At 70.2% G+C, this 22,232-nt stretch carries 20 protein-coding genes and 1 pseudogene; 12 read left to right on the top strand and 9 right to left on the bottom strand.

Translation table 11 applies throughout. The features are described from left to right. The first annotated feature begins 169 nt into the window (after window positions 1-169). From NV348_RS29795 to NV348_RS29785, 3 genes are read left to right on the top strand one after another with little or no spacing between them, the layout of a single operon-like run. Entirely contained in the window at window positions 170-1,576 is a 1,407-nt protein-coding gene (locus tag NV348_RS29795; RefSeq protein ID WP_447149821.1) for an ATP-binding protein, read from the top strand. Then, window positions 1,573-1,992: a roadblock/LC7 domain-containing protein gene (locus NV348_RS29790; protein WP_447149820.1), complete on the top strand. Its 420-nt coding sequence runs from the start codon at window positions 1,573-1,575 to the stop codon at window positions 1,990-1,992. Before NV348_RS29795 ends, NV348_RS29790 begins: the two co-directional genes overlap by 4 nt. A gap of 47 nt (window positions 1,993-2,039) precedes the next feature. Continuing rightward, window positions 2,040-3,302, top strand: coding sequence for a cytochrome P450 (locus tag NV348_RS29785; RefSeq protein WP_447149819.1), 1,263 nt, complete (start codon window positions 2,040-2,042; stop codon window positions 3,300-3,302). A gap of 42 nt (window positions 3,303-3,344) precedes the next feature. On the opposite strand, the gene NV348_RS29780 is transcribed toward NV348_RS29785, so the two are convergent. From NV348_RS29780 to NV348_RS29770, 3 genes and pseudogenes are all read right to left on the bottom strand, one after another. Further along, on the bottom strand, window positions 3,345-4,580 hold the full coding sequence (locus NV348_RS29780; protein ID WP_447149818.1) for a cytochrome P450 family protein: 1,236 nt from the start codon (window positions 4,578-4,580) through the stop codon (window positions 3,345-3,347). An 11-nt stretch (window positions 4,581-4,591) separates the two neighbouring features. After that, on the bottom strand, window positions 4,592-5,386 hold the full coding sequence (locus NV348_RS29775; protein ID WP_447151233.1) for a hypothetical protein: 795 nt from the start codon (window positions 5,384-5,386) through the stop codon (window positions 4,592-4,594). 106 nt (window positions 5,387-5,492) lie between these two features. Further along, window positions 5,493-5,867 (bottom strand): annotated as a pseudogene (locus NV348_RS29770) (DUF779 domain-containing protein); the annotation flags it as partial. Between the two features lie 145 nt (window positions 5,868-6,012). Here NV348_RS29770 and NV348_RS29765 point away from each other — a divergent pair. Further along, a complete protein-coding gene (locus NV348_RS29765) occupies window positions 6,013-7,023 on the top strand; it encodes an LLM class flavin-dependent oxidoreductase (RefSeq protein ID WP_447149817.1) in 1,011 nt (336 codons plus the stop codon). On the opposite strand, the gene NV348_RS29760 is transcribed toward NV348_RS29765, so the two are convergent. Next, the gene (locus NV348_RS29760; RefSeq protein WP_447149816.1) at window positions 7,024-7,569 is read right to left on the bottom strand and encodes an AAA family ATPase; all 546 of its coding nucleotides are present in this window, start codon (window positions 7,567-7,569) and stop codon (window positions 7,024-7,026) included. A 526-nt stretch (window positions 7,570-8,095) separates the two neighbouring features. Here NV348_RS29760 and NV348_RS29755 point away from each other — a divergent pair. The 7 genes from NV348_RS29755 (at window position 8,096) to NV348_RS29725 (ending at window position 16,799) form a co-directional block, all read left to right on the top strand. Then, the gene (locus NV348_RS29755; RefSeq protein ID WP_447149815.1) at window positions 8,096-9,145 is read left to right on the top strand and encodes a 3-oxoacyl-ACP synthase III family protein; all 1,050 of its coding nucleotides are present in this window, start codon (window positions 8,096-8,098) and stop codon (window positions 9,143-9,145) included. An 8-nt stretch (window positions 9,146-9,153) separates the two neighbouring features. Then, the gene (locus NV348_RS29750) at window positions 9,154-10,059 is read left to right on the top strand and encodes a hypothetical protein (protein WP_447149814.1); all 906 of its coding nucleotides are present in this window, start codon (window positions 9,154-9,156) and stop codon (window positions 10,057-10,059) included. Beyond that, on the top strand, window positions 10,056-11,717 hold the full coding sequence (locus NV348_RS29745; RefSeq protein ID WP_447149813.1) for a fatty acid CoA ligase family protein: 1,662 nt from the start codon (window positions 10,056-10,058) through the stop codon (window positions 11,715-11,717). The genes NV348_RS29750 and NV348_RS29745 overlap by 4 nt, the downstream gene beginning before the upstream one ends. Then, on the top strand, window positions 11,684-12,757 hold the full coding sequence (locus NV348_RS29740) for an NAD-dependent epimerase/dehydratase family protein (RefSeq protein ID WP_447149812.1): 1,074 nt from the start codon (window positions 11,684-11,686) through the stop codon (window positions 12,755-12,757). Before NV348_RS29745 ends, NV348_RS29740 begins: the two co-directional genes overlap by 34 nt. Window positions 12,758-12,788: 31 nt before the next feature. Beyond that, window positions 12,789-13,994 (top strand): peptide synthetase, encoded by a 1,206-nt coding sequence (locus NV348_RS29735; RefSeq protein WP_447149811.1) that lies wholly within the window; start codon window positions 12,789-12,791, stop codon window positions 13,992-13,994. After that, the gene (locus NV348_RS29730; protein ID WP_447149810.1) at window positions 13,991-16,171 is read left to right on the top strand and encodes an MMPL family transporter; all 2,181 of its coding nucleotides are present in this window, start codon (window positions 13,991-13,993) and stop codon (window positions 16,169-16,171) included. Before NV348_RS29735 ends, NV348_RS29730 begins: the two co-directional genes overlap by 4 nt. Window positions 16,172-16,370: 199 nt before the next feature. Further along, window positions 16,371-16,799: a cupin domain-containing protein gene (locus NV348_RS29725; RefSeq protein WP_447151183.1), complete on the top strand. Its 429-nt coding sequence runs from the start codon at window positions 16,371-16,373 to the stop codon at window positions 16,797-16,799. A 4-nt stretch (window positions 16,800-16,803) separates the two neighbouring features. Here NV348_RS29725 and NV348_RS29720 read toward each other — a convergent pair whose 3' ends face one another. The 5 genes from NV348_RS29720 to NV348_RS29700 form a co-directional block, all read right to left on the bottom strand. Continuing rightward, window positions 16,804-17,526, bottom strand: coding sequence for an HAD family hydrolase (locus NV348_RS29720; protein ID WP_447149809.1), 723 nt, complete (start codon window positions 17,524-17,526; stop codon window positions 16,804-16,806). Window positions 17,527-17,632: 106 nt separating this feature from the next. Beyond that, complete coding sequence (locus NV348_RS29715) at window positions 17,633-19,117, bottom strand: flavin-containing monooxygenase (RefSeq protein WP_447149808.1); 1,485 nt, start codon at window positions 19,115-19,117, stop codon at window positions 17,633-17,635. After that, complete coding sequence (locus NV348_RS29710) at window positions 19,114-19,683, bottom strand: NAD(P)/FAD-dependent oxidoreductase (RefSeq protein WP_447149807.1); 570 nt, start codon at window positions 19,681-19,683, stop codon at window positions 19,114-19,116. The genes NV348_RS29715 and NV348_RS29710 overlap by 4 nt, the downstream gene beginning before the upstream one ends. After that, window positions 19,680-20,603 carry a ferritin-like domain-containing protein gene (locus tag NV348_RS29705; protein ID WP_447149806.1) on the bottom strand — a complete coding sequence of 308 codons (924 nt, stop codon included), beginning with the start codon at window positions 20,601-20,603 and terminating at the stop codon, window positions 19,680-19,682. Before NV348_RS29705 ends, NV348_RS29710 begins: the two co-directional genes overlap by 4 nt. A gap of 24 nt (window positions 20,604-20,627) precedes the next feature. Next, on the bottom strand, window positions 20,628-21,464 hold the full coding sequence (locus NV348_RS29700) for an SDR family NAD(P)-dependent oxidoreductase (RefSeq protein ID WP_447149805.1): 837 nt from the start codon (window positions 21,462-21,464) through the stop codon (window positions 20,628-20,630). 102 nt (window positions 21,465-21,566) lie between these two features. Between NV348_RS29700 and NV348_RS29695 the strand changes: the two genes are divergently transcribed. Further along, window positions 21,567-22,220: a TetR/AcrR family transcriptional regulator gene (locus tag NV348_RS29695; RefSeq protein WP_447149804.1), complete on the top strand. Its 654-nt coding sequence runs from the start codon at window positions 21,567-21,569 to the stop codon at window positions 22,218-22,220. Window positions 22,221-22,232: the final 12 nt, after the last annotated feature.

The raw sequence follows: 22,232 nt of genomic DNA, 5'->3' as shown, positions 1-22,232 counted from the left end.
ACAGCGCAGGGCAGCGAGCTCGGGCAGGAACCGAGTTCGCCCATGTTCGTCTCGAATGGTGCAGCGGTACCGCCACTTCGGACAATGAACGTCGGCGACGCGGCTCGCCGGAGAGACCGGCGAGGTGCCGGCCACATGGGCTCTTCGGTCGGTGACGACGAAGGAACCGATGACTCCGACATTCGCGGTGCTCTTGTTCTGCCTTGCCACTCTGGTGCTCCTGGGAGCGGTGACGGTCGCGGTCCTGGCGCTGCGGAACGAACGCCGGGTCCGCCATCGCCTCGACGTCGCCGAACGTGAGCTCTACGCCCACGAAGAGGCGATGACGCGGCTGTCCGAGCTCACCCTGCCGCGCATCACCGAGGCGATCCGCCAGCACACCGACCCGGTCGTCAGCGCGGAAGTTCCGGCGCTGCTCCAGGATTCGCCGTTCGCGCAGAAGCTGGCCAGGATCGCGGTCACCCATGCCGCCGATCTGCGCCAGGTGTGCCACGACACCGGCGCCGCCGTCGAACTGGCCGCCGAGGAGCGCGCCATCGCGCGGGTCGAGGCGGCCGAGGCCGCGGCGCGCGCGCAGGTGGCGGCCGACGCGCGCGCCGCGACCAACAGCGCGGTCCGCGCGTTCGGCACCACCGTCGTCAGTCTCGGCGCCGATGTCGGCCAAGTGGTCAGCAACGCGTTGCGGGAGAACCGCAACGACGAGGTCTACGCGATCCTGAGCCGGATCGACCACACCGTGCAGCAGATGATCCGGCAGGCGCAGTCCTACGTCATCGTCTCCGGTGGCCTGCCCGGCAGGCGCTGGCCACAGCAGACCGTCGACGAGGTGATCGGCGGCGCGACCAGCCGGGTGCGGGACTACCTGCGGATCCGGGCGGGCAACTGTGATCAGGTGATCGTCAGCCGGGCCGTCGAACCGCTGGTCCACACCGTGGCCACGCTGCTCGACAACGCGCTGCGCTACTCGCCGCCGTCGTCGTTCGTCGACATCACTTTCCAGGAGGGCCATCACGGCGTCACCCTGATCATCGACGACGCGGGCGTGCGGATGAGCCAGGAACAGATGGAGGAGGCGCGCCAGGTGCTCTCCGGGGAGCGCGTCGTCGACATCAACTCGCTCGGCCCCTCGCCCCGGGTCGGGTTCCCCGGCGTCGCCGCGCTGGCCCGTCGCTACGGCTTCGCCGCCTATGTCGACGGCCCGAACATCTACGGCGGCACGCGGGCGATGGTATTCATCCCGGCGGCGCTGCTCGTCGCGTCCGAGCCCGAGCCGCGCCCGATCGAGGCCGAACCCGTGGTGCGCCAGCAGGTCGCGATCGCCGCCGAGGCCGAGACGACCGGCAGGCACCGGCCCGCGGTGGCGCTGCCCGCCGCACCGGCGCCGGACGACCTCGCCGACAGCAGGACCAGCGGCGGGCTCCCCAAACGCAGGCGCAGGGACGTCGCCCCGCTCGACGACCGCGCGAACACCGCCGACACTCCGGGCAGGCCGGAACTCGCCGCCGCCTGGCACAGCGGTTCCCGACACGGCCGCGCCGCGGCCGCGCAATCGACGGAAGGGCAGGACATCCGATGAGCACTCCCCTCGCAGACAGCACCAACCGGCTCGCCTGGTTACTCGACGACCTGGAGCTCGACGGAGTGCGTTTCGCGGTACTGCTGTCCGACGACGGACTGCGCCTCGCCCACTCCGCCGGTATCACCCGCGACGAGGCGGAGCGTTTCGCGGCCGCCGCGTCCGGGCTGCGGTCGCTGGGCAAGGCCCTCGGCGAGTTCTGCGGCGCGCCCGGGAATGCGGTGCGCCAGAACATGACCGAATACGACGAGGGCATGGTGCTGATCACCGCCGGTGGCGCGGGCACGCTGCTCGGCGTCGCGACGACAAGCGACGTCGACTTGGCGCTGGTCGCGCACCGGATGAACGAACTGGCGGCGCGAGTCGGCCGCGAACTGGGCACGGCGCCTCGGCGCGGCGATCGGTCGCCCGCATGACGGCCGACCCGACCCCTGTCCGCGTAGCACCGAGAGGAGAACACGCAGTGCCGCTCGACCTTCCGCTCGATCTCGATCCCACCCGCTGCCCGGTCTCACCGGACTCACGCGACGGACAGGATCGCGTGCCGCTGTACTCGGCCGAGTTCGCCGCCGACCCGCAGAGCGCCTACCGCGCCATGCGGCACCGCTACGGATCGCTGGTGCCCGTCGACCTGGTGCCCGGCGTCCCGGCCACCCTGGTGATCGGATACCGCACGGCGGTCCAGATTCTCAACGATCCAGACCATTTCCCGGCCGATCCACGCATGTGGCAGCGCGACATCCCGGTGGACTGCCCGGTGTATCCGATGATGCGCTACCGCCCCAACGCGATTCGCACCAGCGGTGCCGAACATGTCCGGTACCGCCAGGTGACCGTGGCCGGTTTGGCCGGGGTGGATCTGTATCGGCTGCACCGGACCGTCGAGCAGATCGCGATGCCGGTGATCAACGGCTTCTGCGCCGACGGCACCGCGGATCTGCTGAGCCAGTACGCGTTCCCGGTCATCTTCGCGACGATCAACGCCATGCTCGGCGTGCCCGAGGAGATCGGCGGACGGGTCGCCACCGGCATGGCGCAGATGTTCGAGGGCGGCGACACCGCGGTGCGCGGCGCGCAGATGCTCGAGGACGCGCTCTACGACCTGGTCCGGCTCAAGCAGGCCACCCCCGGTGACGACATCACCACCCGGCTCGTCCAGCACCCACAGCAGCTCAACGACGAGGAGCTGATGAACCAGCTGCTCACGATGTACGGCGCGGGCATCGAGCCGATGCTCAACCTGGTGCTCAACACGGTCCGGCTGATGCTCACCGATCATCGCTTCGCGGGCAGCCTGCTCGGCGGCAGCCTGTCCACCCGCGACGCGCTCGACGAGGTGCTCTACACCGATCCGCCGATGGCCAACTTCTGCACCACCTATCCGCGTCAGCCGATCCTGGTCGACGACGTGTGGCTGCCCGCCCACCAGCCGGTCGTGATCAGCATGGCCGCGTGCAACAACGATCCCTCGATCGGCAGCGGTGACTTCCTGGACAACCGGGCGCATCTGGCGTGGAGCACGGGCCCGCACGGCTGCCCGGCCAAGTCCCCCGCCTATCTGATCGCGCAGGAGGCGATCGATCAGCTGCTCGACGCGCTGCCCGAGCTGGAACTGGCGGTGCCGGAGGACGAATTGGTCTGGCGTCCCGGGCCTTTCCACCGCGCCCTGGCCGCACTGCCGGTGCGGTTCCCGAAGACGCCACCGCTCGCGTCGCCGACGCGGTGAGCGTGGTCCCTGCTCGGCCGTCCGAGCAGGGACCACCGTCGGCTACTCGCCGTGCACGCGCACCGGCAGGTGCTTGTGCCCGTTGGAGATGAAACTGGGCACGGTGCCGAGTTCCCCGACCGGCGCCGCCAGGCTCATCGCCGGGAAGCGCTCGAACAGCGCGGGCAGCGAGACCAGCGCCTCGAGCCGGGCCAGCGGCGCGCCGAGGCAGTGGTGCACGCCGTAGCCGAAGGCCATGTGGGACTTGTCGGCCCGGGTCGGATCGAACTCGTCGGCGGTCTCGCCGTGCCGCTTCGGGTCACGGCCCGCGCCCGCGTAGCTGGCCAGGATCGCCTCGCCCTGGCCGATGTGGACCCCGTCGATGTCGATGTCGGACACCGCGAAACGCAGCGGCAGATGCGCGACCGGCGACTCGTAGCGCAGCGTCTCCTCGACGACGTCGGCCCAGGTGATCGCACCCGCCTGGACCTCGGCGAGCACCGCGGGCCGGGTGAGCAGGGCGGTGATCGCCTGGTCGAGCAGGTTGACGGTGGTCTCGTGACCGGCCGAGATGACCAGCAGCAGCGTGCCGATCAGTTCCTCCTCGGTGAGCGCGCCGCCCTCGTCCTCGTCGCGCTGGGAGATGAGCACGCTGGTCATGTCGTCACCGGGGTGCTCGCGGCGGAAGGCCACCAGTTCACCGAGAATCCGGTACATCTCCAGGTAGTTGGCCTGCGACTGCTCCGGGGTGAGCGTGGTGTCGAAGATGCCGTCGACACAGGTGCGCAGGCCCGGGTTCAGCGCCTCGGGCACGCCCATCAGCTCCGAGATCACCTGGATCGGCAGCGGATAGGCGAAGTGCTCCCGCAGATCGACGGCCTCGCCCCGCGGGGTTTTCGCCAGCTCGTCGAGCAGTCCGGCGGTGATCCGCTCGACCTGCTCCCGCATGGCCTCGGTACGGCGGGCGGTGAACGCGGGCGCCACCAGCCGGCGCAGCCTGCGATGGTCGGCACCGTAGGCGGTGAACATGTTCGCCACGGCCACCCACAGATGCAGCGGCCAGTCGGCCGGGATCTCGCCGGCGATGAACGGCGGCCAGTGCTGGCTCGCGTCCTTGGAAACCCGCGAGTCGGTGAGCAGCTTCTCCAGCAGCGCGGCATCGGTGACCGACCACGCCTGCACCCCACCGGGCAGCTCGATCAGAGCTGCGGGACCGTGCTCCCGGATGCGCGCGATCTCGCCCTGGATGTCCTCCCCCGTCGTATCGATTACCAACCGACTCGTTACCGATTCCACCATGAACCTCTCGATCACCGGTGTTTCCCGGACCCCAATGCAGGCGATCGCATCGAAACATACTGCTGGACTGAATCTTCCGATTCGGTGAGCGATGCTACCGGCCATCCCGGCACGTCGCAGGGACTCGGGGACTGTGGCATTGCCGCGGCGGCGACCCGGTCACGCACGTAGGCAAGGACATTCACCGGCTCCACGGGAGCCTCTCGAGCCCGGAGACAGGCCTGGAGCTGGGCCAGCGCCTCGTCGAGCCGGTCCCCCTGGCCGTGCTCGGCCAGCAACACGACGATCGCCTCCCAGGTGCGCCACCCGGGGTCGCGGTCGGCGAGCAGCTCGTCCAGATAGCGGTCCGGTTCGAGCAACCGCAGCGCCCGGCGCGCGTACACGTGGACCCGCCGTGGCAGCTCGGCACGCAGCGCGTCGATGTCGGACTGGCGCACCTGCTGTCCGTCGGCCGCGGGATCGACACGCAGCGACCACAGTTCGGCGAATTCGGTGGGGATCCCCCGCCCGTCGACGAGTCCGGGCCCGGTCGCGTCCGCGAGCAGCGTGCGCGGACGACCCAGCCGCTCGTTACGCCAGCTGTCGTACTCCCACCACGCGGTCGGCGTCGCGCTCACCGCCAGCCCGAACCGGACCTCCTGCTGCCCGTCGGTCCAGCTCCGCTGGACCCGGCCGCGGCCGACCGACGCCACCCCACCCGCCACCACCTGCACCCATCTGGCCTCCGATCCACGAAAGCCATACGGCTGCAGCAGCTTTCCCACATCCCGCGTCAACCGGCGCAACGCCGAGTCCAGTCCGACCATCCCGGCAGGGTAACCACACCCACCGACAACCCCCCCGTGGCCGTCGACTGCTAGAGGCCTCCTCGACGAGGGCGGTGGCGTCCTGGGCGCTCTCGATGCGCAGGGTGAAGCGGAAACCGCACGAGGATTCCAGCGAGGCGGTCCGGCGGTCGTCGCCGGGCGCGTTGCGGACGTCGATGCCGACGTCGAGGTCCTCGAAGCCGACGTGGAAGCGTTCGGCCAGCCAGAATTCCGTGTGCCAGGCCGTCTGCCCGGCGAGGACGTCACCGGAGTCGGCGTGGAAGTCGGTGCGGCGCACACAGACCGGGGTGTGGCCGTCGGAGTCGGGCGGGAGGTAGAGGACGACAGGTCCGTGCATGGCGGTCAGCAGTTGCAGGACGTGGCGGGCGTCCTCGGTCGTCTCGATCGCGCGGTGACGGTGGTTCGCGGCGCGAACGTGCGGATGCCGCTCACGGCGTCCGGACCCGGCTTGGTAAGGCATGGTGCACTCCTCGGGAGAATCTCGGTTGTCGGGGTCGCCAGACACTATGGGTGGGCAAGGTTGGTCCAGGGTTGGTGCCGATCGAATCTTGCGAAGCCGCGACCCGCCGGTGGAATCCCCCGCGACACGCGGCGTTGACATCGGTATGACCCCGATACCAGAGGCGACCCGCTTCTCGATCCTGGACCGCTCCCGCGTCCGGCGCGGGCAGTCCCCCGCCGACGCGTTGCGCGAGACCGTCGAGTTCGCCCAGCTCGCCGAGCAGTGGGGATATCACCGATTCTGGGTCGCCGAGCATCACAGCGTGCCCGGCGTCGCGGGCACTGCCCCGACGGTGCTGGCCGCCGCGGTCGCGGCGGCGACGGACCGGATTCGGGTCGGCACCGGCGGGGTCATGCTGCCCAATCATCAGCCGTTGGTCGTCGCCGAGCAGTTCGGTGTGCTCGAATCCCTCTTCCCCGGGCGCATCGACATGGGCCTGGGTCGTTCGGTGGGCTTCACCGACGGCGTCCGCCGGGCGCTGGCCCACGATCGGGCCGATGCCGAGGATTTCGATGCCGACCTGGGCGAACTCCTCGACTACTTCGACGCGGGACGTCTCGGTGTGCACGCCGCGGCGGCGGAAGGCACGCACCTGCCCACCTTCCTGCTGGCGACGAGTTCGGGGGCCGAGCGGGCCGCCCGGTTCGGGCTGCCGCTGGTCATCGCGCAGGTCGGCGGCCGGGCGGCCATGGTGCGGGCGATCGAGCGCTACCGCGCCGAGTTCCGGCCGTCGGCGTGGGCCGAGCAGCCGCAGGTGACCGTCTCGGCGACCGTCATGATCGCCGACTCGGCCGCGCGGGCACACCGGCTCCTGCTCCCGGAGGCGTGGTCGAGCGCGTACTCACGCACCCGCGGCGAATTCCCCGCCTTGATCTCCCCCGAGGAGGTCGACGCGACGACGATGACCGCCCGTCAGCGTGACTTCTTCGAGCGGGCACTCGACGACCAGATCCACGGTTCCGAAGCGGAGGTCGCCGCCGCGCTGGGCGACCTGATCACCCAGACGGGCGCCGCGGAAATCCTCGTGCACACCAGCACTTTCGATCGAACGGCACGACTGGATTCGCATCGGCGGCTGGCCCGGGTGGCCGGGTTGCGCACGCCGGCCCACTGACTAGCCCACCGCGGCCTCGGTCCAAGCCCTGGCCAGGATCTCGTCGACGGTCTCCGCCGGCGTCTGCTCGGAGGTGTCGAGCCAGAGCCCCAGCCGGGGCGTGTGATGGCGCAGGCCGTCGTCGAGCAGGTCGATGGTCCACCGGTTGTAGGCGTTCTTGCCCCGGGCCGCTTCCCTGGCCGCGATGGCGTCGGGCCGGGGCGCGAGGACCACGACGAGCAGTGGCCGGTGCCGGATCAGCTCGATCATCTCCGGCAGGTGTTCACCGAGGACGACATCCTGGGCGAGCACGGTGAAGCCCGCCCGGAAGTACTCGTCGCAGGTCGCCGCCGTCAGCCGGTGGCGCAGGCGCAGCTGCCGCACGGCTTCCTCGGACGGTTCCGGCGCCATCTCCTCGCGGCCGCCGATCACCATGCGCCGGAAGACATCACCGCGCACATGCACCGAGCGGGGCAGCCGCTCGGCCAGCAGTTGCGCGATGGTCGACTTCCCCGCCGCCTGGATCCCGGTGATGAGAACGATGACCTGTTGCGGCGACCCGGTCACGCCCCGGCCCCTTCCTGATCGCTTCGCGCGGCCGATGGTCAGGACAGCTGCTACCGGGGTCGCGCCGTACGGTGCCGACGAGGCTACGCCGTCGACGGTGTCCTGGGCCACTGAGTTGTTCGCACGCGCCGTTTTCCTCTCGCGACAAACATCCCGGCGGCCGTTGTGCCCCGGCGACAAAAGGTGTGGCCCCGGCAATACATTCCGGCCAGAGTTCTTTCGTGAGGTCCCTCACTCCGAACCCTCGGCGACCCGGCACCCGACCTTCCCGGACCAGCACGCATGAGCGATAGCCATCACCTGGCCGTACGCCGTAAACGAATGCATCATCGCTGTACAACATCACTTTTCCAGCGATAGCCACACAGGCAACACTTCCGGTTACACGTAGGTGTGTCGATGGTCGCACTCCGAATACCGGCCGCTCAGATCGTTTCCGGGCGAACGCAATAGCTCCGGTAGTGTTCCGTCCCACCGACGGTCGGAAATGATCCCAGGCGCACTTACAGACGTTGGAGGAGTTCACGTGTTGCATTCACGTTTCGAGTCGATCGGCGCATATCTTCCGTCGAATATCGTCTCCACCGCCGAATTGATTTCCCGTTTGAAAGTACCGCCCTCCTTCGACCTGGAGCGGATCACCGGGATCAAGGAACGCCGGGTGCGCGACACCGCGCCCGACCGCATGCAGGACTCGTTCGCGCTGGCCATGCACGCCGCGCAGGACTGCCTGACCAGGTCCCGCTACGCCGCAGGCGAATTGGACGTGATCATCTCCTGTTCGATCACCCGCAGCAATCAGGGCACCCGGATGTACATGGAGCCCTCGTTCGCCTCGACGATCGCGCAGGCGCTCGGCGCCGACGCGGCGATCACCTTCGACGTGTCCAACGCGTGCGCCGGAATGCTCACCGGCACCTACATTCTCGACCGGATGATCCGGGCGGGTGTGGTGCGCAACGGCATGGTGGTCAGCGGTGAGTCGATCACCCCGATCGCCGACACGGCGGTCGAGGAGATCTCCGAGAAGTACGACCTGCAGTTCGCCTCGCTGTCGGTGGGCGACTCCGGCTGCGCGGTCGTGCTCGACCAGGCCGTCGACGAGGCCGACATGATCCACTACGTCGAATTGTTCACCGCGGCCGAGCATTCCCACCTGTGCCTCGGCATGCCCAGCGACAAGTCGGCGGGTGTCGCGCTCTACACCGACAACCGCAAGATGCACAACGAGGCCAGGTTCATGCTGTGGCCGGACGCGCAGGGCACCTTCCTCGAGCAGCGGGGCCGCACCTTCGCCGACGAGAAGTTCGACTACATCATCCATCACCAGTTCGGCGCGGCGGCCGTGCCGTACATCAACGGCGTCGCCGCCCGCGAGTTCGGCACCCCGATGCCGCCGGATCTGAACGTGATCGAGAAGTACGGAAACACCTCGACCACCTCGCATTTCATCGTGCTGCACGACCAGTTGTCCGAGCAGAGCATCGAGGCCGGGGCGAAACTCCTCATGGTTCCGGCCGCCTCCGGCGTCGTCGCCGGCTTCCTGTCCACCACCATCTCTTCGCTGAAGGTCTGAGGTTCGTCATGGGCGTGCGTATCCGAGCCACCGGCGCCAGCAGGGCCGCCGACACCCACAGCATCGTCGAGCACAGCGGCCGCGCCGCGCGGCAATGCCTGCAGCGGGCCGAGGTCCGGCCCGACCAGGTGGGCGTGCTGATCAACACCGGCATCTTCCGTGACTCGAACACGGTGGAACCGGCGGTCTCCGCGCTGATCCAGAAGGCGGCGGGCATCGGCCTCGACTACACCAGGGACGATCCGCGGACGTTCTCCTTCGACCTGATGAACGGCGCCGTCGGCGTGCTCGACGCCGTCCGGGTCGCCGGGTCGGTGCTGGCGACCGGCAGCGCCGAGCACGTGCTGATCGTCGCGGGCGACACCCACCCGTCGCTCACCCGCGGCACCGCCGACGCCGAATTCCCCTACGCCACCGCGGGTGCCGCGGTGCTGCTCGAGCAGGTCGAGGGCCCGGAGGGGTTCGGGCCGGTGCACTCGGCGCGCTCGACCGGCAGTCCCGCCGAGGTCGCCTACGTCGACACCGCGACCATGGGCGCGGTCGGCCGCACCCTGATGACCGTCGAGCGCGACGCCGATTTCGAGGACCGGATCCTGGCCGTCGCCGACGAAGCGGCCCGCGCCGCCCTCGCCGGGGCCGAGATCGACCCTGCCGGAATCGCATTGATCGCCTCGACACCGACACCACACTTCCCGAAGCGGCTCGCCGACGCGCTCGGCATCGATCAGGACGCGGTGCGCACGCCCGACCTGACCGACGGCGACCCGCACACCGCCACGCTGCCGCTGGCCTACGACCGCGCGGTCGCCGAGGGCTCGCTGACCGGCCGCACCCACGTGCTGTTCGTGGCGGCAGGCGCCGGTCCGTCCGCGGCCGCCGCCCTGTACCGGCTACCCGCGGAGACCACCGCGTGACGACGGCGACCTACTGGCGGACCATCGACGAGTTCCGGCGCTTCGCGCAGGCGGAACCGGACCGGGCCGCGGTGATCTACCCCGACGGGCAGACGCCCGCGGGTCTGCCGGACTACCGGCGGATCACCTACCTCGAGCTGGACCAGTGGTCGGACGCGATCGCCGAGCAGCTCACCCGGTCCGGGGTGGGCAGCGGGACCAGGACCATCGTGCTGGTGCTGCCGAGCGCGGAGCTGTACGCGATCCTGTTCGCGCTGTTGAAGATCGGCGCGGTGCCGGTGGTGATCGATCCGGGCATGGGCGTGCGCCGGATGGTGCACTGCCTGCGCGCGGTCGAGGCGGAGGCGTTCATCGGGATTCCCCCGGCGCACGCCCTGCGGGTGTTGTTCCCGCGCAGCTTCCGTCGCGTGCGCACCACGCTGACGGTGGGACGCCGCTGGTTCTGGGGTGGCCCGACGCTGCGCGCCTGGGGCAGGCGACCGTCGGGCGCACTGCCCGAGCGGGTGGCCGCCGCGCCCGAGGACGTGCTCATCATCGGGTTCACCACCGGTAGTACGGGTCCGGCCAAGGCGGTGGAGCTGACGCACGGCAATCTGGCCGCGATGGTCGAGCAGGTGCACGCCGCCCGCGGCCAGAACCCGCCGGAGACCTCGCTGATCACCCTGCCGCTGGTGGGTGTGCTCGACCTGTTGCTCGGCGCGCGATGCGTGCTGCCGCCGCTGATCCCGAGCAAGGTCGGGTCGACCGATCCGGCGCATGTGGTGGACGCGATCGAACGCTTCGACGTCCGGACCATGTTCGCCTCCCCCGCCCTGCTCATTCCGCTGCTCGAACACCTGCGCGCGCACCCGGCCGAGCTGAGCACGCTGTCGAGCGTGTTCTCCGGCGGTGCGCCGGTCCCGGACTGGTGCGTCGCGGGGCTGCGCGAGGTCCTGAGCCCCGACGCCGAGATCTACGCCGGCTACGGCTCGACCGAGGCGCTGCCGATGTCGACCATCGAATCCAGGGAACTGCTCGACGGTCTTGTCGAGCGCGCCCATCAGGGTGACGGCACCTGCATCGGCCGGGCGGCCGATCGGGTCGAGGTGCGGTTGCTCGCCATCACCGACGACCCGGTCCCGCACTGGGACAAGGCGGTTCGCCCGGAAGGCGCGCGGGCGGTGGGCGAGATCGTCGTCACCGGCCCGAATGTCAGCACTCGCTACTACTGGCCCGCGGCGGCCAACGCGGCGGGCAAGATCGCCGACGGTGACCGGACCTGGCATCGCACCGGCGATCTGGGCTGGATCGACGAACAGGGCCGGATCTGGTTCTGCGGACGCAAGAGCCAGCGGGTCGAGACCGCGCGGGGACCGATGTTCACCGTGCAGGTCGAGCAGGTCTTCAACGTGGTGCCCGGGGTCGCGCGGACCGCGCTCGTCGGCCTCGGCACGCGCGGGGTTCAGCGGCCGGTGCTGTGCGTCGAGCTCGAACCGGGCGCCGACCCGGCGGCCGCGCTGACCCGATTGCGCACCCGCGCCGTCGAATTCGACGTCACGGCGCCCGTCACCGAGTTCCTCGTCCATCCCGGCTTCCCGGTCGACATCCGGCACAACGCCAAGATCGGCCGCGAGGAGCTCGCGCGATGGGCGGCGAAGAAACTGGAGGCACGACGATGAAGGTCCTGGTCACCGGCGCGTCCGGGTTCCTCGGCGGCGCGCTCGTGCGCGCGCTGGTCGCCGACGGCGTCCACGACGTATCGATCCTGGTGCGGCCCACCAGTGTTCTCGACGACCTCGGGTCGGCTCGCGACCGGGTGACGGTGGTGTACGGCGACCTCGCCGATCCGGCGTCGCTGGTGCGCGCCACCACGGGCATGGACGTCGTGGTGCACAGCGCGGCCCGGGTCGACGAGCGCGGCACCAGGGACAGCTTCTGGGCGGAGAACGTGGCCGCCACCGAGACGCTGCTCGACGCGGCCCGCGACGGCGGCGCGACCCGGTTCGTCTTCGTGTCCAGCCCCAGCGCGCTGATGGACCGCGACGGCGGCGACCAGATCGACGTCGACGAATCGCTGCCCTATCCGCACCGCTACCTGAACTTCTACTCCGAGACCAAGGCCGCCGCCGAGCGGACCGTCCTCGCCGCGAACACCGGCACCTTCACCACGGTCGCCCTGCGCCCGCGGGCGATCTGGGGCGCGGGCGATCGTTCGGGGCCGATCGTGCGCCTGCTCGGCCGGACCGCGACCGGGTCACTGCCCGATCTGTCCTACGGCCGCACCGTCGAGGCCTCGCTGTGCCACGTGGACAACATCGTGCACGCGTGCCGGCTCGCGCTCACCGCGGAATCCGTCGGTGGCAGGGCGTATTTCGTCGCCGACGCCGAGAAGACCGACGTGTGGGGGTTTCTCGGCGCGGTCGCGACCCGGCTGGGCTACGCACCGCCGTCACGCAGGCCCAACCGCCGCGTGCTGACCGCCGTCGTGGCGGCCGTCGATACCGTGTGGCGGATTCCGGCCGTGGCGCGGCGCTGGTCGCCGCCGCTGTCGCGCTACGCCGTCGCGCTGATGACGCGCAGCGCCACCTACGACACCGGCGCCGCCCGCCGCGATCTCGGCTACGCGCCGGTCACCGATCGTGACACCGGGTTGACCGAGTTCCTCACCTGGCTCGACGCCGCGGGCGGTATCGAGACGCTCACCAGGGACCTGCGGTAGTCACCGCACGACCGACGCACCGGAGGCAATCATGAACGGCAGCAACACCTTCCGTCGCCCGATCTCGACGACCGAGCGCATGTACTTCCCCATGCGCGACCTCGCGCCGCCGTTCCTCATGCAGCTGGTCGTCCCGGGCGAGGGCGACCTCGACCCCGACCGGCTGCGCCGCGCGGTGGCCCACGCCGCGACGGTGACCCCGGGCGCGCGACTGGTGCGCCGCGGCGCCGAGTGGATCGATACGGGGACCGCGCCCGCGGTCCGGGTGCTGCCGGGGCACGTGCTGCACGAGACCACGCTGGAGTCCGACCCGGTGCTCACCAGCCCGATCGGCCCGACCCCGGAGACCACCGTCGAGGTGCTCCTGCTGACGGGTGCCCCGGTGACGTTGGTCTTCCGGGTCTTCCACGGCGTGATGGACGGCATGGGCATGGTGCTGTGGGTGACCAATGTCCTGCGCGCACTGCGCGGGGAGGACCCGGTCCCCCAGCTCGACCCGGTGGCCGATCAGGAACTCGTGGACCGGGTCGGAGCGCCGGGCAAGCCGGCGGCGATGGTGCCGCGCTACCGCAGCGCGACAGGCCGGGGCAGGCAGCGCCCTGGCCTCGCCCGGCATCTGTTGCGGCACCGGCGGATCGACGCGGCGGGCACCGGCGCGCTGGCCAGGGTCTGCGCGCTGCTGGCCGCCGAGACGCCGGGGACCTCGCGTATCATGATGCCGGTCGACCTGCGCAGGCACGACCCGGCGCTGCGCTCGACCGCCAATCTGGCCCTGCCGCTGTTCCTCGACATCGAGTCCGGCCGGGACTGGACGTGGGTCAAGGAGCAGATCAAGACCGGTCTGCGCGAACGGCGCGAGCTGAACCAGCTGGCGAACACCAGGATCACCCTGGTGCCCGACCCGGTCAATCGTGGTGTCCTGCACACGACGAACTGGCTCGGCGCCCGCCTGGGCCGGAATCTGGCCTCGGCCACCGTGTCCCACATGGGCCGCTTCACCGCCGACGAGCTGGCCGTGCCCGGCTTCCGGCCGACGGGCCTGTACGTGCTGCCCCAACACAGCGTCGCGATGCCACTGCTGTTCGGGCTCACCGAATTCGACGGCCGGACCGATCTGACGGTGTCGGCGCGCAACGGCGACGGGGTCGAGGCCCGGCTCGAGGCACTGCTCGACCGGATCGTGGCGATGCTCGAGACCGAACTGCCCGTGCGTTCCGCGCTGGACCGACCGCTGTGACGGTGCTGGTTCGCCTGGTCACCCAGCGGCCACGCGCGGTGCTGGCCGTCGCCGTGGTGTTCATCGGGCTGTGCGCGGCCTTCGGCGCCGACGTCACCCAGCGGCTCAGCGCGGGCGGGTTCGCCGATCAGGGCAGTGAGTCGGCGCTGGTGGATCGGATGGTCACCGAGCATCTCGGTCCGCAGAGTCCCGATGTGATCGCGCTGTACACCGCGCCCGCGGGCCGCACCGTCGACGAGATCGGTCCGCAGGTCACCGCGGCGCTGGACCGGATCGATCCGGCCCTGCTGGCGCGGCCTGCGCAGAGTTACTGGACTGCCGTCCCGCCCGTGCGGAACTTCCTGGTCTCGCCGGACCGGCGGCAGGCCGTGGCGGTGGTGTTCACCGAGGGCGACGACACCGCCCGCATCGCCGCCTACCCCGCGATCGCCGACGCGCTGCGCGTGCCCGGCATCGACACCCGGCTCTCGGGCTACAGCGCGCTCAACTCCGAGATCGTCGCGCGGTCGCAGCGTGATCTCGTGGTGGCGGAGTCGATTTCGCTGCCGCTGACCCTGCTGATCCTGGTGCTGGTCTTCGGCGGGCTGCTGGCCGGCGCCTTGCCCGTGCTGGTGGGCGCGCTCGCGGTCGCCGGGTCCCTGGGAGTGATCCGGCTGCTGACCGAGACCACGGAGGTCACCACCTTCGCGGTGAACATCGCCTCGCTGCTCGGCCTCGGCATGGCCATCGACTACGGCCTGTTCCTGGTCAACCGGTTCCGCGAGGAATACGCAGGGAACCACGATGTGCCCGCGGCCATCGCCCGCACCTACGCGACCGCCGGACGCACTGTCGCCCTGTCGGCGCTGCTGCTGATGTGCGCGTTCGCGGGCACTTTCGTGTTCCCGCAGCCCGTCCTGCGGTCGCTGGGCATCGGGTCCATCGCGGCGGTGGCCATGGCCGCCGGACTCTCGCTGACGGTCCTGCCCGCCCTGCTGGCGCTGTTCGGCACCCGCATCGGACGCGCCAGGTCGACCACGCGCACCGAGCACTTCTGGACCAGGGTGGTCGACGCCGTGCTGCGGCGGCCCGGCGTGGTCACCGTCGTCGTCGGCGCGATCCTGCTCGCCCTGGCCGCGCCGCTGACCGGCATCCGGCTCGGCGACATCGACCATCGCGCGCTGCCGCCCGACAGCGAGATGCGCCGCACGGTCGAAGAACTCACCGCGAACTTCCCGGCCGCGGCCAGCGGCGCGACCGTGGTGATCCACGGGCTGGACGGTCCACCGCAGACGGCCGCGGTCGCCGCGGTGCTCGCCGAGGTCGACGCGATCGCGGGTGTCCGCGAGGTGCTGCAGGTCGGGCGTGACGACGATTTCGTCGTCCTGCACGCCTTCCTCACCGCCGCCGACCGCAGCGAGGACGCCTCCGCCGCCGTCTCGGCGATCCGGGCACTGGTACCACCGGCGGGAACGACGCTGGCCGTGGGTGGCGACACCGCCGCGACCGTGGACACCGTGGACTCGATGGTCGGGCGCATGCCGCTCATGATCGCGGTGATGGCGCTGGCCACCATGGTGCTGCTGACGATCGCGTTCCGATCGATCATGTTGCCGCTCAAGGCCGTCGCGATGGCGTTCCTGAGCCTGGCCGCCACCTTCGGCGTGCTGACGATGATCTTCTATCACGGGTATCTCGCGGACCCGCTCGGCATCACGGCAGGCCCCATCCCGGCGGGGATGCTGGTGCTGATCATCGCGGTCGTCTTCGGATTGTCGACCGACTACGAGGTGTTCCTGCTCTCCCGCATGGCCGAGGCGCACCGCGCGGGTGCCGACACCACCACCGCCGTCCGCGTCGGCACGGTCAAGACCGCGCGCGTCATCACCGCCGCCGCCGTCCTGCTCGTGCTCGTCACCGGCGCGTTCGCCCTCTCCCCCTTGACTCCCATGCGCTTCCTCGGCATCGGCATGATCATCGCCCTGATCCTGGACGCCACCCTGGTCCGCATGCTGCTCGTCCCCGCCCTCGTCCAGCTGATGGGCCCCACCAACTGGTGGCTGCCCTTCCGGACGCGGCCGGTCCGGGTTCGCGCCGACCGGTCTCGGGGAGCACGATGGAGTCGGCAGCTCGACTCCCGAACGAAGGACAGCGCCGATGATCGTGACAACCCGCGAGACGTGGCAGTCGGCCGGTGACCGGCTGCGGATCGGTGCGGAGGTAGTCCACGCCGAGGACGACGCGGCAGCGCTGCGCATTGCCGACGACCTGCCCGGGACCGCGCAGGTTCTGGTGCTGAGCGCGCCCGGTCTCGGCTCGACCGACGAGAGCGTGCCGGTCGAGGACGTCGAGGACGTTCGGTGGGTGCGACGTGGACCGGACGGACAGCACACCCAGGTGCTGCGTCAGCCGTCGACGGCGGCGACGCTCGACCTGCGACCACACCCCGAAGGGGGTTGGTACCGCGAGACATGGCGCAGCGAGCACACTTTCACGCCCGACGGCTATCCGGGCACACGGGCCGCCGCGACCGGGATCCTGTTCCTGCTGCCGCCCGGCGAAGAGTCGATCTGGCACGCGGTGCGTTCCGACGAGGTGTGGCTGTGGCATCGGGGCGGGCCGCTCGAGCTCGGTCTGGGCGGTGACGGCGACCGGCCGGGCACCGCGACAACGGTGACACTGGGTCCGCTGATCGAGGCCGGTCAGCACGTGCAATACGTGGTTCCGGCGGGCCACTGGCAGGCCGCGCGACCTGCCTCCGACCAGGAGGTCCTGGTGAGCTGTCTGGTCGCACCGGGCTTCGACTTCGCGGACTTCCGCAGCTGAGGACCTAACCCGTCAGCACCGACGGGAGGTGGTGGAGCGTGTCGATGACGTGGATACCGTCGCGGATCACGGTGTGGGAGCGGGTGTTCGTGCGGTCGAGCCAGCAGGATCGCAGGCCCGCGTCGTGGGCGCCGACGGCGTCGATGACGTACTTGTCGCCCACGAAGGCGACCTCGTGCGGCGCGAGCCCGAGGAGCGCGCATCCGGCGAGGAAGATGCTGGGTTCCGGCTTGGCCGCGCCGTGCTCCGCACTGCACACCACCAGATCGCCGAAGTAGTCCAGCAGTCCCACGGCGGCGAGCTTGCGCTGCTGCTGGGGCACCGCGGCGTTCGAGACGATGCCGAGACGGTACCCGGGCGCCAGGTATCGTAGGACCGGCTCCACGTCCGGGAACGCCGACCAGGCGGCCCGGCGATGCACCTCGTACCCGGTGAACCAGGCCGCCGCAGCCGAGTCGGGGACCACCGACGGCGCGATGCCGCGCAGATGGGACAGAAAGCTGCGAGCGCGGGCTCGCTGCTGCTCGGGAAACGTCAGTTCCCCGACGGCGAACCTGGCGTACTCGATCTCGGTGATCTCCCGCCAGAGCGCCACCGCCGCGGCGGGATCAGCGAACCGATCGAGCAGACCGTCGTGCCGCAGATGCGCGAGCAGCCCGGCGGCCTCCGACGACGAATAGTCGAACAGGGTGTCGTCGACGTCGAAGAGCACACCTCGGATCGGCACACGCCTCCCTTTCCCGGTTCCGACGCTTCCCCTGCGTCAGTTGCCCCGAGCATCGCATACGTCATTGCCGCTCTCGTCGGCCACCGAGGCGGGCGAGCTCGGTCCGCTAGGTGAAGACGTAGTCGGTGAGGGCGAAATGGCCGCTGCGCCAGGCGGCTTCGAGGGTGGAGGCGGGCCGCAGGGGGACGTCGCCGTGTTTGTCGAAGTAGTAGCTGTGGGCGGTGGCGCAGCTGTCCTGCCAGAACACCTGCCCGCCGCGGCGGGCGAGCATCTCCCGGAAGTAGCGGTCGTTGGCCTCCTCGGTGACCTCGATGCGGTCGGCATCGCTCCGGCGGGCGTGATGCAGACAGCGCAGGATGTGGCGGGTCTGATTCTCGATCAGGGTGAAGTAGGACGCCCCGTTGTAGCCGTAGGGGCCGATGATGGAGAAGAAGTTGGGGAAGCCGGGGACACTGACGCCCTCGTAGGCCTGCAGGCGGTTCTCGTCCCACCAGGTCTCCAGATCGCGGCCGCCGACGCCGTGCAGGTCGTAGGTCGGCATGTTGCCCGACTCCATCACCTTGAAGCCGGTGGCCAGAATCAGCACGTCGGCGGGGTGTTCGACGCCCGCCTCGGTGCGTACGCCGGTGGGCGTGACCGCGCTGATCGCCGTGGTCTCCAGCGTCACGTTCGACCGGTTGAAGGTCGACAGATAGTCGTTGGAGAAGCTGGGCCGCTTGCAGCCGAGCGCGTATTTCGGGGTCAGCGCCGCGCGGATCGCCGGGTCCTTCACCTGGCGGCGTAGATGGGCCAGCCCCGCGCGTTCGCCGATCGCGGCGGTCGGCAGGGAACGGTGGTAGTGGGCGGCGAGGGGGAAGGTGAATTCGACGTAGGTCTGGCTCACCAGCCTGGTCAGGGTGCGTCCGCCCGGCACCTTCAGCGCCAGGCGCGCGGGTAGCGGCAACGGCATGTCGGGACGGGGCAGACACCAGATCGGCGTGCGCTGGAACACCGTCAGCTGCGCGACCTCCGGGGCGATCTCGGGAATCACCTGCACGGCCGAGGCGCCGGTGCCGATGATCGCGACCCGCTTGCCCCGCAGATCCTGGCGGTGATCCCAGCGTGAGGTGTGCATCGTGACACCGGCGAAGTCCGCGATGCCGGGGATGTCGGGCAGTTTGGGCCGGGTGAGCACGCCGGTCGCGCTGATCACGAACCGGGCAGTCAGGTCCGTGCCGTCGGCGGTGTGCAGCACCCAGCGACGATCCTGCTCGTCGAAGTCGGCGCCGGTGACGGTGGTGCCGAAGCGGATTCGGGGCCGCAAGTCGTATTTGTCCACGCACGATTCGGCGTAGGCCTTGAGTTCGCGGCCCGGCGCGTAGACCCGCGACCAGTCGGTGCGCTGTTCGAACGAGAACTGGTAGCTGAACGACGGGATATCCACGGCGACACCGGGATAGGTGTTCCAATACCAGGTTCCCCCGACTCCGTCGGCCTCGTCGACGATCAGGAAATCGTCGAATCCGGCGTTGCGCAGCGCGATCGCGGCGCCGATCCCGGAGAAGCCGGCGCCGACGATGACGATCTCGTGGTCGATCCCGGTGGTGGTCATGCGATCTCCTTCGTCCCGCCGGCGAATTCGGGCGAGTAGTGGGTGCGGCCGCGACGGGCGAGGGTGCGGACCACGTGGCCGGCGTCCTCGGCGTAGACGATGGTGTCGACCCGGTGCTCGATCCCGTCGACCGTGCGCACGCCCAGCGGGACCAATCGCGCGATCGGCCAGGTCACCAGGGAGCAGTGGGGTCGCCGCAGCGTGCGGTAGTAGCTGTTGTGTACGGCGACCCCGGCGTCCTCGTCAGGGGTGAGCCGGTGCCGCAGCCACGAATCACGCACCTGGACACGCAGATTGACCCGCGCGGCCAGCCGGACCACCGGCTCCGGCAGCCATCGCAGGACCGCGGCGCCGGGCAGCGGCGCGCGCGGCAGAATCCACACCGCGTCGGTCTGGAACACCGTCACCCGCGCCGCCTCCGCGGCGATGCCGGGCAGCAGCCGCGCGGCCGCGGCCCCGCTGCCGACGATCGCCACCCGTCGGCCGGAGAATTCGTGGCGCGGGACGAAGGTCGAGCGACGCAGCTGAGGGCCGCTGAAGGTCTCGGCGAAACGGAGCGTGGTCATTTCGCCACCGGTTCGTAGGTGAGTTCGTCGGACCAGGACGGCCTGCGGCCCAGCACCCGGATCGGGAACCGGTCGATACAGGCGTTGGACACATCGGCCAGCAGCTGGAACGGCTGCCGCCGGTGAATCGTGGCCTTACCGTGCGTCTTCACCACGTGATACAGCGGCACCCGCCGGATCGCGGGGCTGCGCTCGCCGACGTTCTCGTAGCGGCGCACCGCCTGCCACAGCTTCTCCTCGTCGAGCCCGAGGGCGATGATGTCGGTCGACATCCGCGACAGCAGCGGCGCGTACAGCAGCGCGCCGAGCACGAACGACGGCCGCACCGCGAAACCGGCCGTCTCGATGGCGATCCGGCGGATCGGCCCGGCGCCGAGCTGCTCGAGCACCTGGAAACCGACGGCCAGATGCCGGGATTCGTCGTTGTTGATGTGGCGGAACACCTCGTGACACACCGGATCGTCGACCTCGTCGAGCAGGAACTTCACCAGCGCGCCGTCCAGCGCCGTCTCCAGCGACGGGATGACAGTACCGAGCACCGGCAGGCTCAGCTGATCGGCGTAGCGGTCGAGCCAGCTGATCACGAGGCGGATGTTCTTGTTGGGCACCGGCATCGCGTCGCCGTCGAGCATCCCCCACCGGCGCATCAGCGCGAGTTCGGCATTGGCGTGCTTCTGTTCCTCGGCGTGGAAGTACCGGTAGATCTCACGCAGCGGGCCCGGCGGCGCCTGGTGCACGAGGGCGGCGAAACCGCGCGCGCCGACGTGTTCGATCCACACCAGATCCGCCATGAAGGTGGCCAGCCGGGGACGTTGCTCGTCGGTGATGGTGTCGGCACCCGGTGCGTCCCAGTCGATATCGGCCAGCGCCCACTGCTTGGCGCGCACGGTGGCGAGCATATCGGGATAGGCGAACGTCATTGTTCGATCTCCTTCGGTGATGGATCAGCGCACGACCCGCTCCAGCAGGCCGGCCGAACGGGTGTAGGTCGCCGGCATCCAGCGTTTGGCCTGCCAGAGCACCTTGGCCTCGAGCTGTGGCACCACGTACAGGTCACCGTGGTCGACGGCGTCGAGCGTGGCGCGGGCGATGGTCGCGGGCGCGCGGCCGGTCCAGCGCAGGAGCAGGCCGCCGAGCCGCTCGGCGGTCTCGTCCATCGGCGAATCCGCCTGCATGATGTTGGTTTTCACGCCGGTCGGGCACAGCACGGTGACACCGACGCCGGTGCCGGCCAGCTCCGCCGACAAGGTCTCCGACAGCGCGAGCACCCCTGCCTTGCTGACGTTGTAGGCGGCCATTCGCGGCGCCGCGCCGAACGCGGCCGCCGAGGCGACATTGACGATCGCCCCGCGCCCCGCCGCCCGCAGGATCGGCGCGAACACATGACAGCCGTGGATCACGCCCCACAGGTTGACGCCGAGGGTGCGCTGCCAGTCGTCGAGGGCGAATTCCCCGATCACCGGTCCGCCCGCGCCGATGCCCGCGTTGTTGATCACGACGGTGGGCGCGTCGCCGAACCAGTCCTGCGCGGTAGCGGCCAGCCGGGTGACCTCGGCGATCGCGGTGACATCGCAGGCGGTGCCGATCGCTTTCCCACCCGCGGCCTCGACGAGTCCGGCGGTCTCGGTGGCGCGATCGGGATCGATGTCGGAGCAGACGACGCGACCGCCGCGCCTGCCCAGCTCCACGGCGAAGGCCCGTCCGATGCCGCTGCCCGCGCCGGTGACCACGGCATCGGCGCTCGTGGTCCGGCGGCGCCCGCCGAAGGGAAACAGTCGCATGGCAACTCCCGGGTCGACCCGGCACGACTCGAATTGGTGGCATCTGCCACCATTGGCCGCACCTGACACCAATTAGGCTCGCGACGGAGTACTTTGTCAACCATGGATGTGCGCGCACCGGCACGAACCTGGGGTGGGCTGACCGCCGACCAGCGCAGGGCGCAGCGACGAGCGAGCCTGGTCGACGCCGCCCTGACCATCTGGCTGGAGAACGGCTGGGCCGCGGTGACCATGCGTGGCGTCTGCCAGCGGACCTCCCTCAACGACCGCTACTTCTACGAGCACTTCGCCGACCGCGACGAACTGCTGGCGGCGGTCTGGGACGAGGTGTGCGCCGAGGTCTTCGCCGACCTGGCCCGCGTGCTCGCCGAGACCGCCGACCACACGCCGCTCGAGGTCATGCGCGCGGCGATCACCCGCGCCGTCGAGCTGCAAGCCGATCCGCGCGGTCGCGCCCGCATCCTGCTCGCCGATCACGCGGGCAGTGCCGTGCTGGAGCTGCGCCGCAAGACCATGCTCACCGACGCCACCGACCTGCTCATCGCCGCCGCCTGGCCCTACCTGCGCCCCGGCGTCGACGAGACCGATATCCGGATGAGCACCCTGACCGGCATCGGTGGCTTCATCGAGCTGCTGTCGGCCTGGCGCACCGGCGTGCTCGACGTCGACGCCGCACGCATCATCGACCACACCAGCGCCATCGCGGCCCAGCTGGCGACGATGTTCCTGCCACCGGAGATCATCGGCGACCACTGATTCCGGGAATAT

Source organism: Nocardia fodinahabitans, assembly GCF_052983615.1.
This window is presented reverse-complemented; position numbering and strand designations above follow the sequence as displayed.

Bases quoted from the DNA above. Each gene is read 5' to 3' on its own strand.
- NV348_RS29750 (WP_447149814.1), top strand. From the start codon at position 9,154: ATGGGCGTGCGTATCCGAGCCACCGGCGCCAGCAGGGCCGCCGACACC.
- NV348_RS29700 (WP_447149805.1), bottom strand. From the start codon at position 21,464: ATGCGACTGTTTCCCTTCGGCGGGCGCCGCCGGACCACGAGCGCCGAT.
- NV348_RS29790 (WP_447149820.1), top strand. From the start codon at position 1,573: ATGAGCACTCCCCTCGCAGACAGCACCAACCGGCTCGCCTGGTTACTC.
- NV348_RS29705 (WP_447149806.1), bottom strand. From the start codon at position 20,603: ATGACGTTCGCCTATCCCGATATGCTCGCCACCGTGCGCGCCAAGCAG.
- NV348_RS29775 (WP_447151233.1), bottom strand. From the start codon at position 5,386: ATGGTCGGACTGGACTCGGCGTTGCGCCGGTTGACGCGGGATGTGGGA.
- NV348_RS29765 (WP_447149817.1), top strand. From the start codon at position 6,013: ATGACCCCGATACCAGAGGCGACCCGCTTCTCGATCCTGGACCGCTCC.
- NV348_RS29695 (WP_447149804.1), top strand. From the start codon at position 21,567: ATGGATGTGCGCGCACCGGCACGAACCTGGGGTGGGCTGACCGCCGAC.
- NV348_RS29795 (WP_447149821.1), top strand. From the start codon at position 170: ATGACTCCGACATTCGCGGTGCTCTTGTTCTGCCTTGCCACTCTGGTG.
- NV348_RS29740 (WP_447149812.1), top strand. From the start codon at position 11,684: ATGGGCGGCGAAGAAACTGGAGGCACGACGATGAAGGTCCTGGTCACC.
- NV348_RS29710 (WP_447149807.1), bottom strand. From the start codon at position 19,683: ATGACCACGCTCCGTTTCGCCGAGACCTTCAGCGGCCCTCAGCTGCGT.
- NV348_RS29780 (WP_447149818.1), bottom strand. From the start codon at position 4,580: ATGGTGGAATCGGTAACGAGTCGGTTGGTAATCGATACGACGGGGGAG.
- NV348_RS29735 (WP_447149811.1), top strand. From the start codon at position 12,789: ATGAACGGCAGCAACACCTTCCGTCGCCCGATCTCGACGACCGAGCGC.
- NV348_RS29715 (WP_447149808.1), bottom strand. From the start codon at position 19,117: ATGACCACCACCGGGATCGACCACGAGATCGTCATCGTCGGCGCCGGC.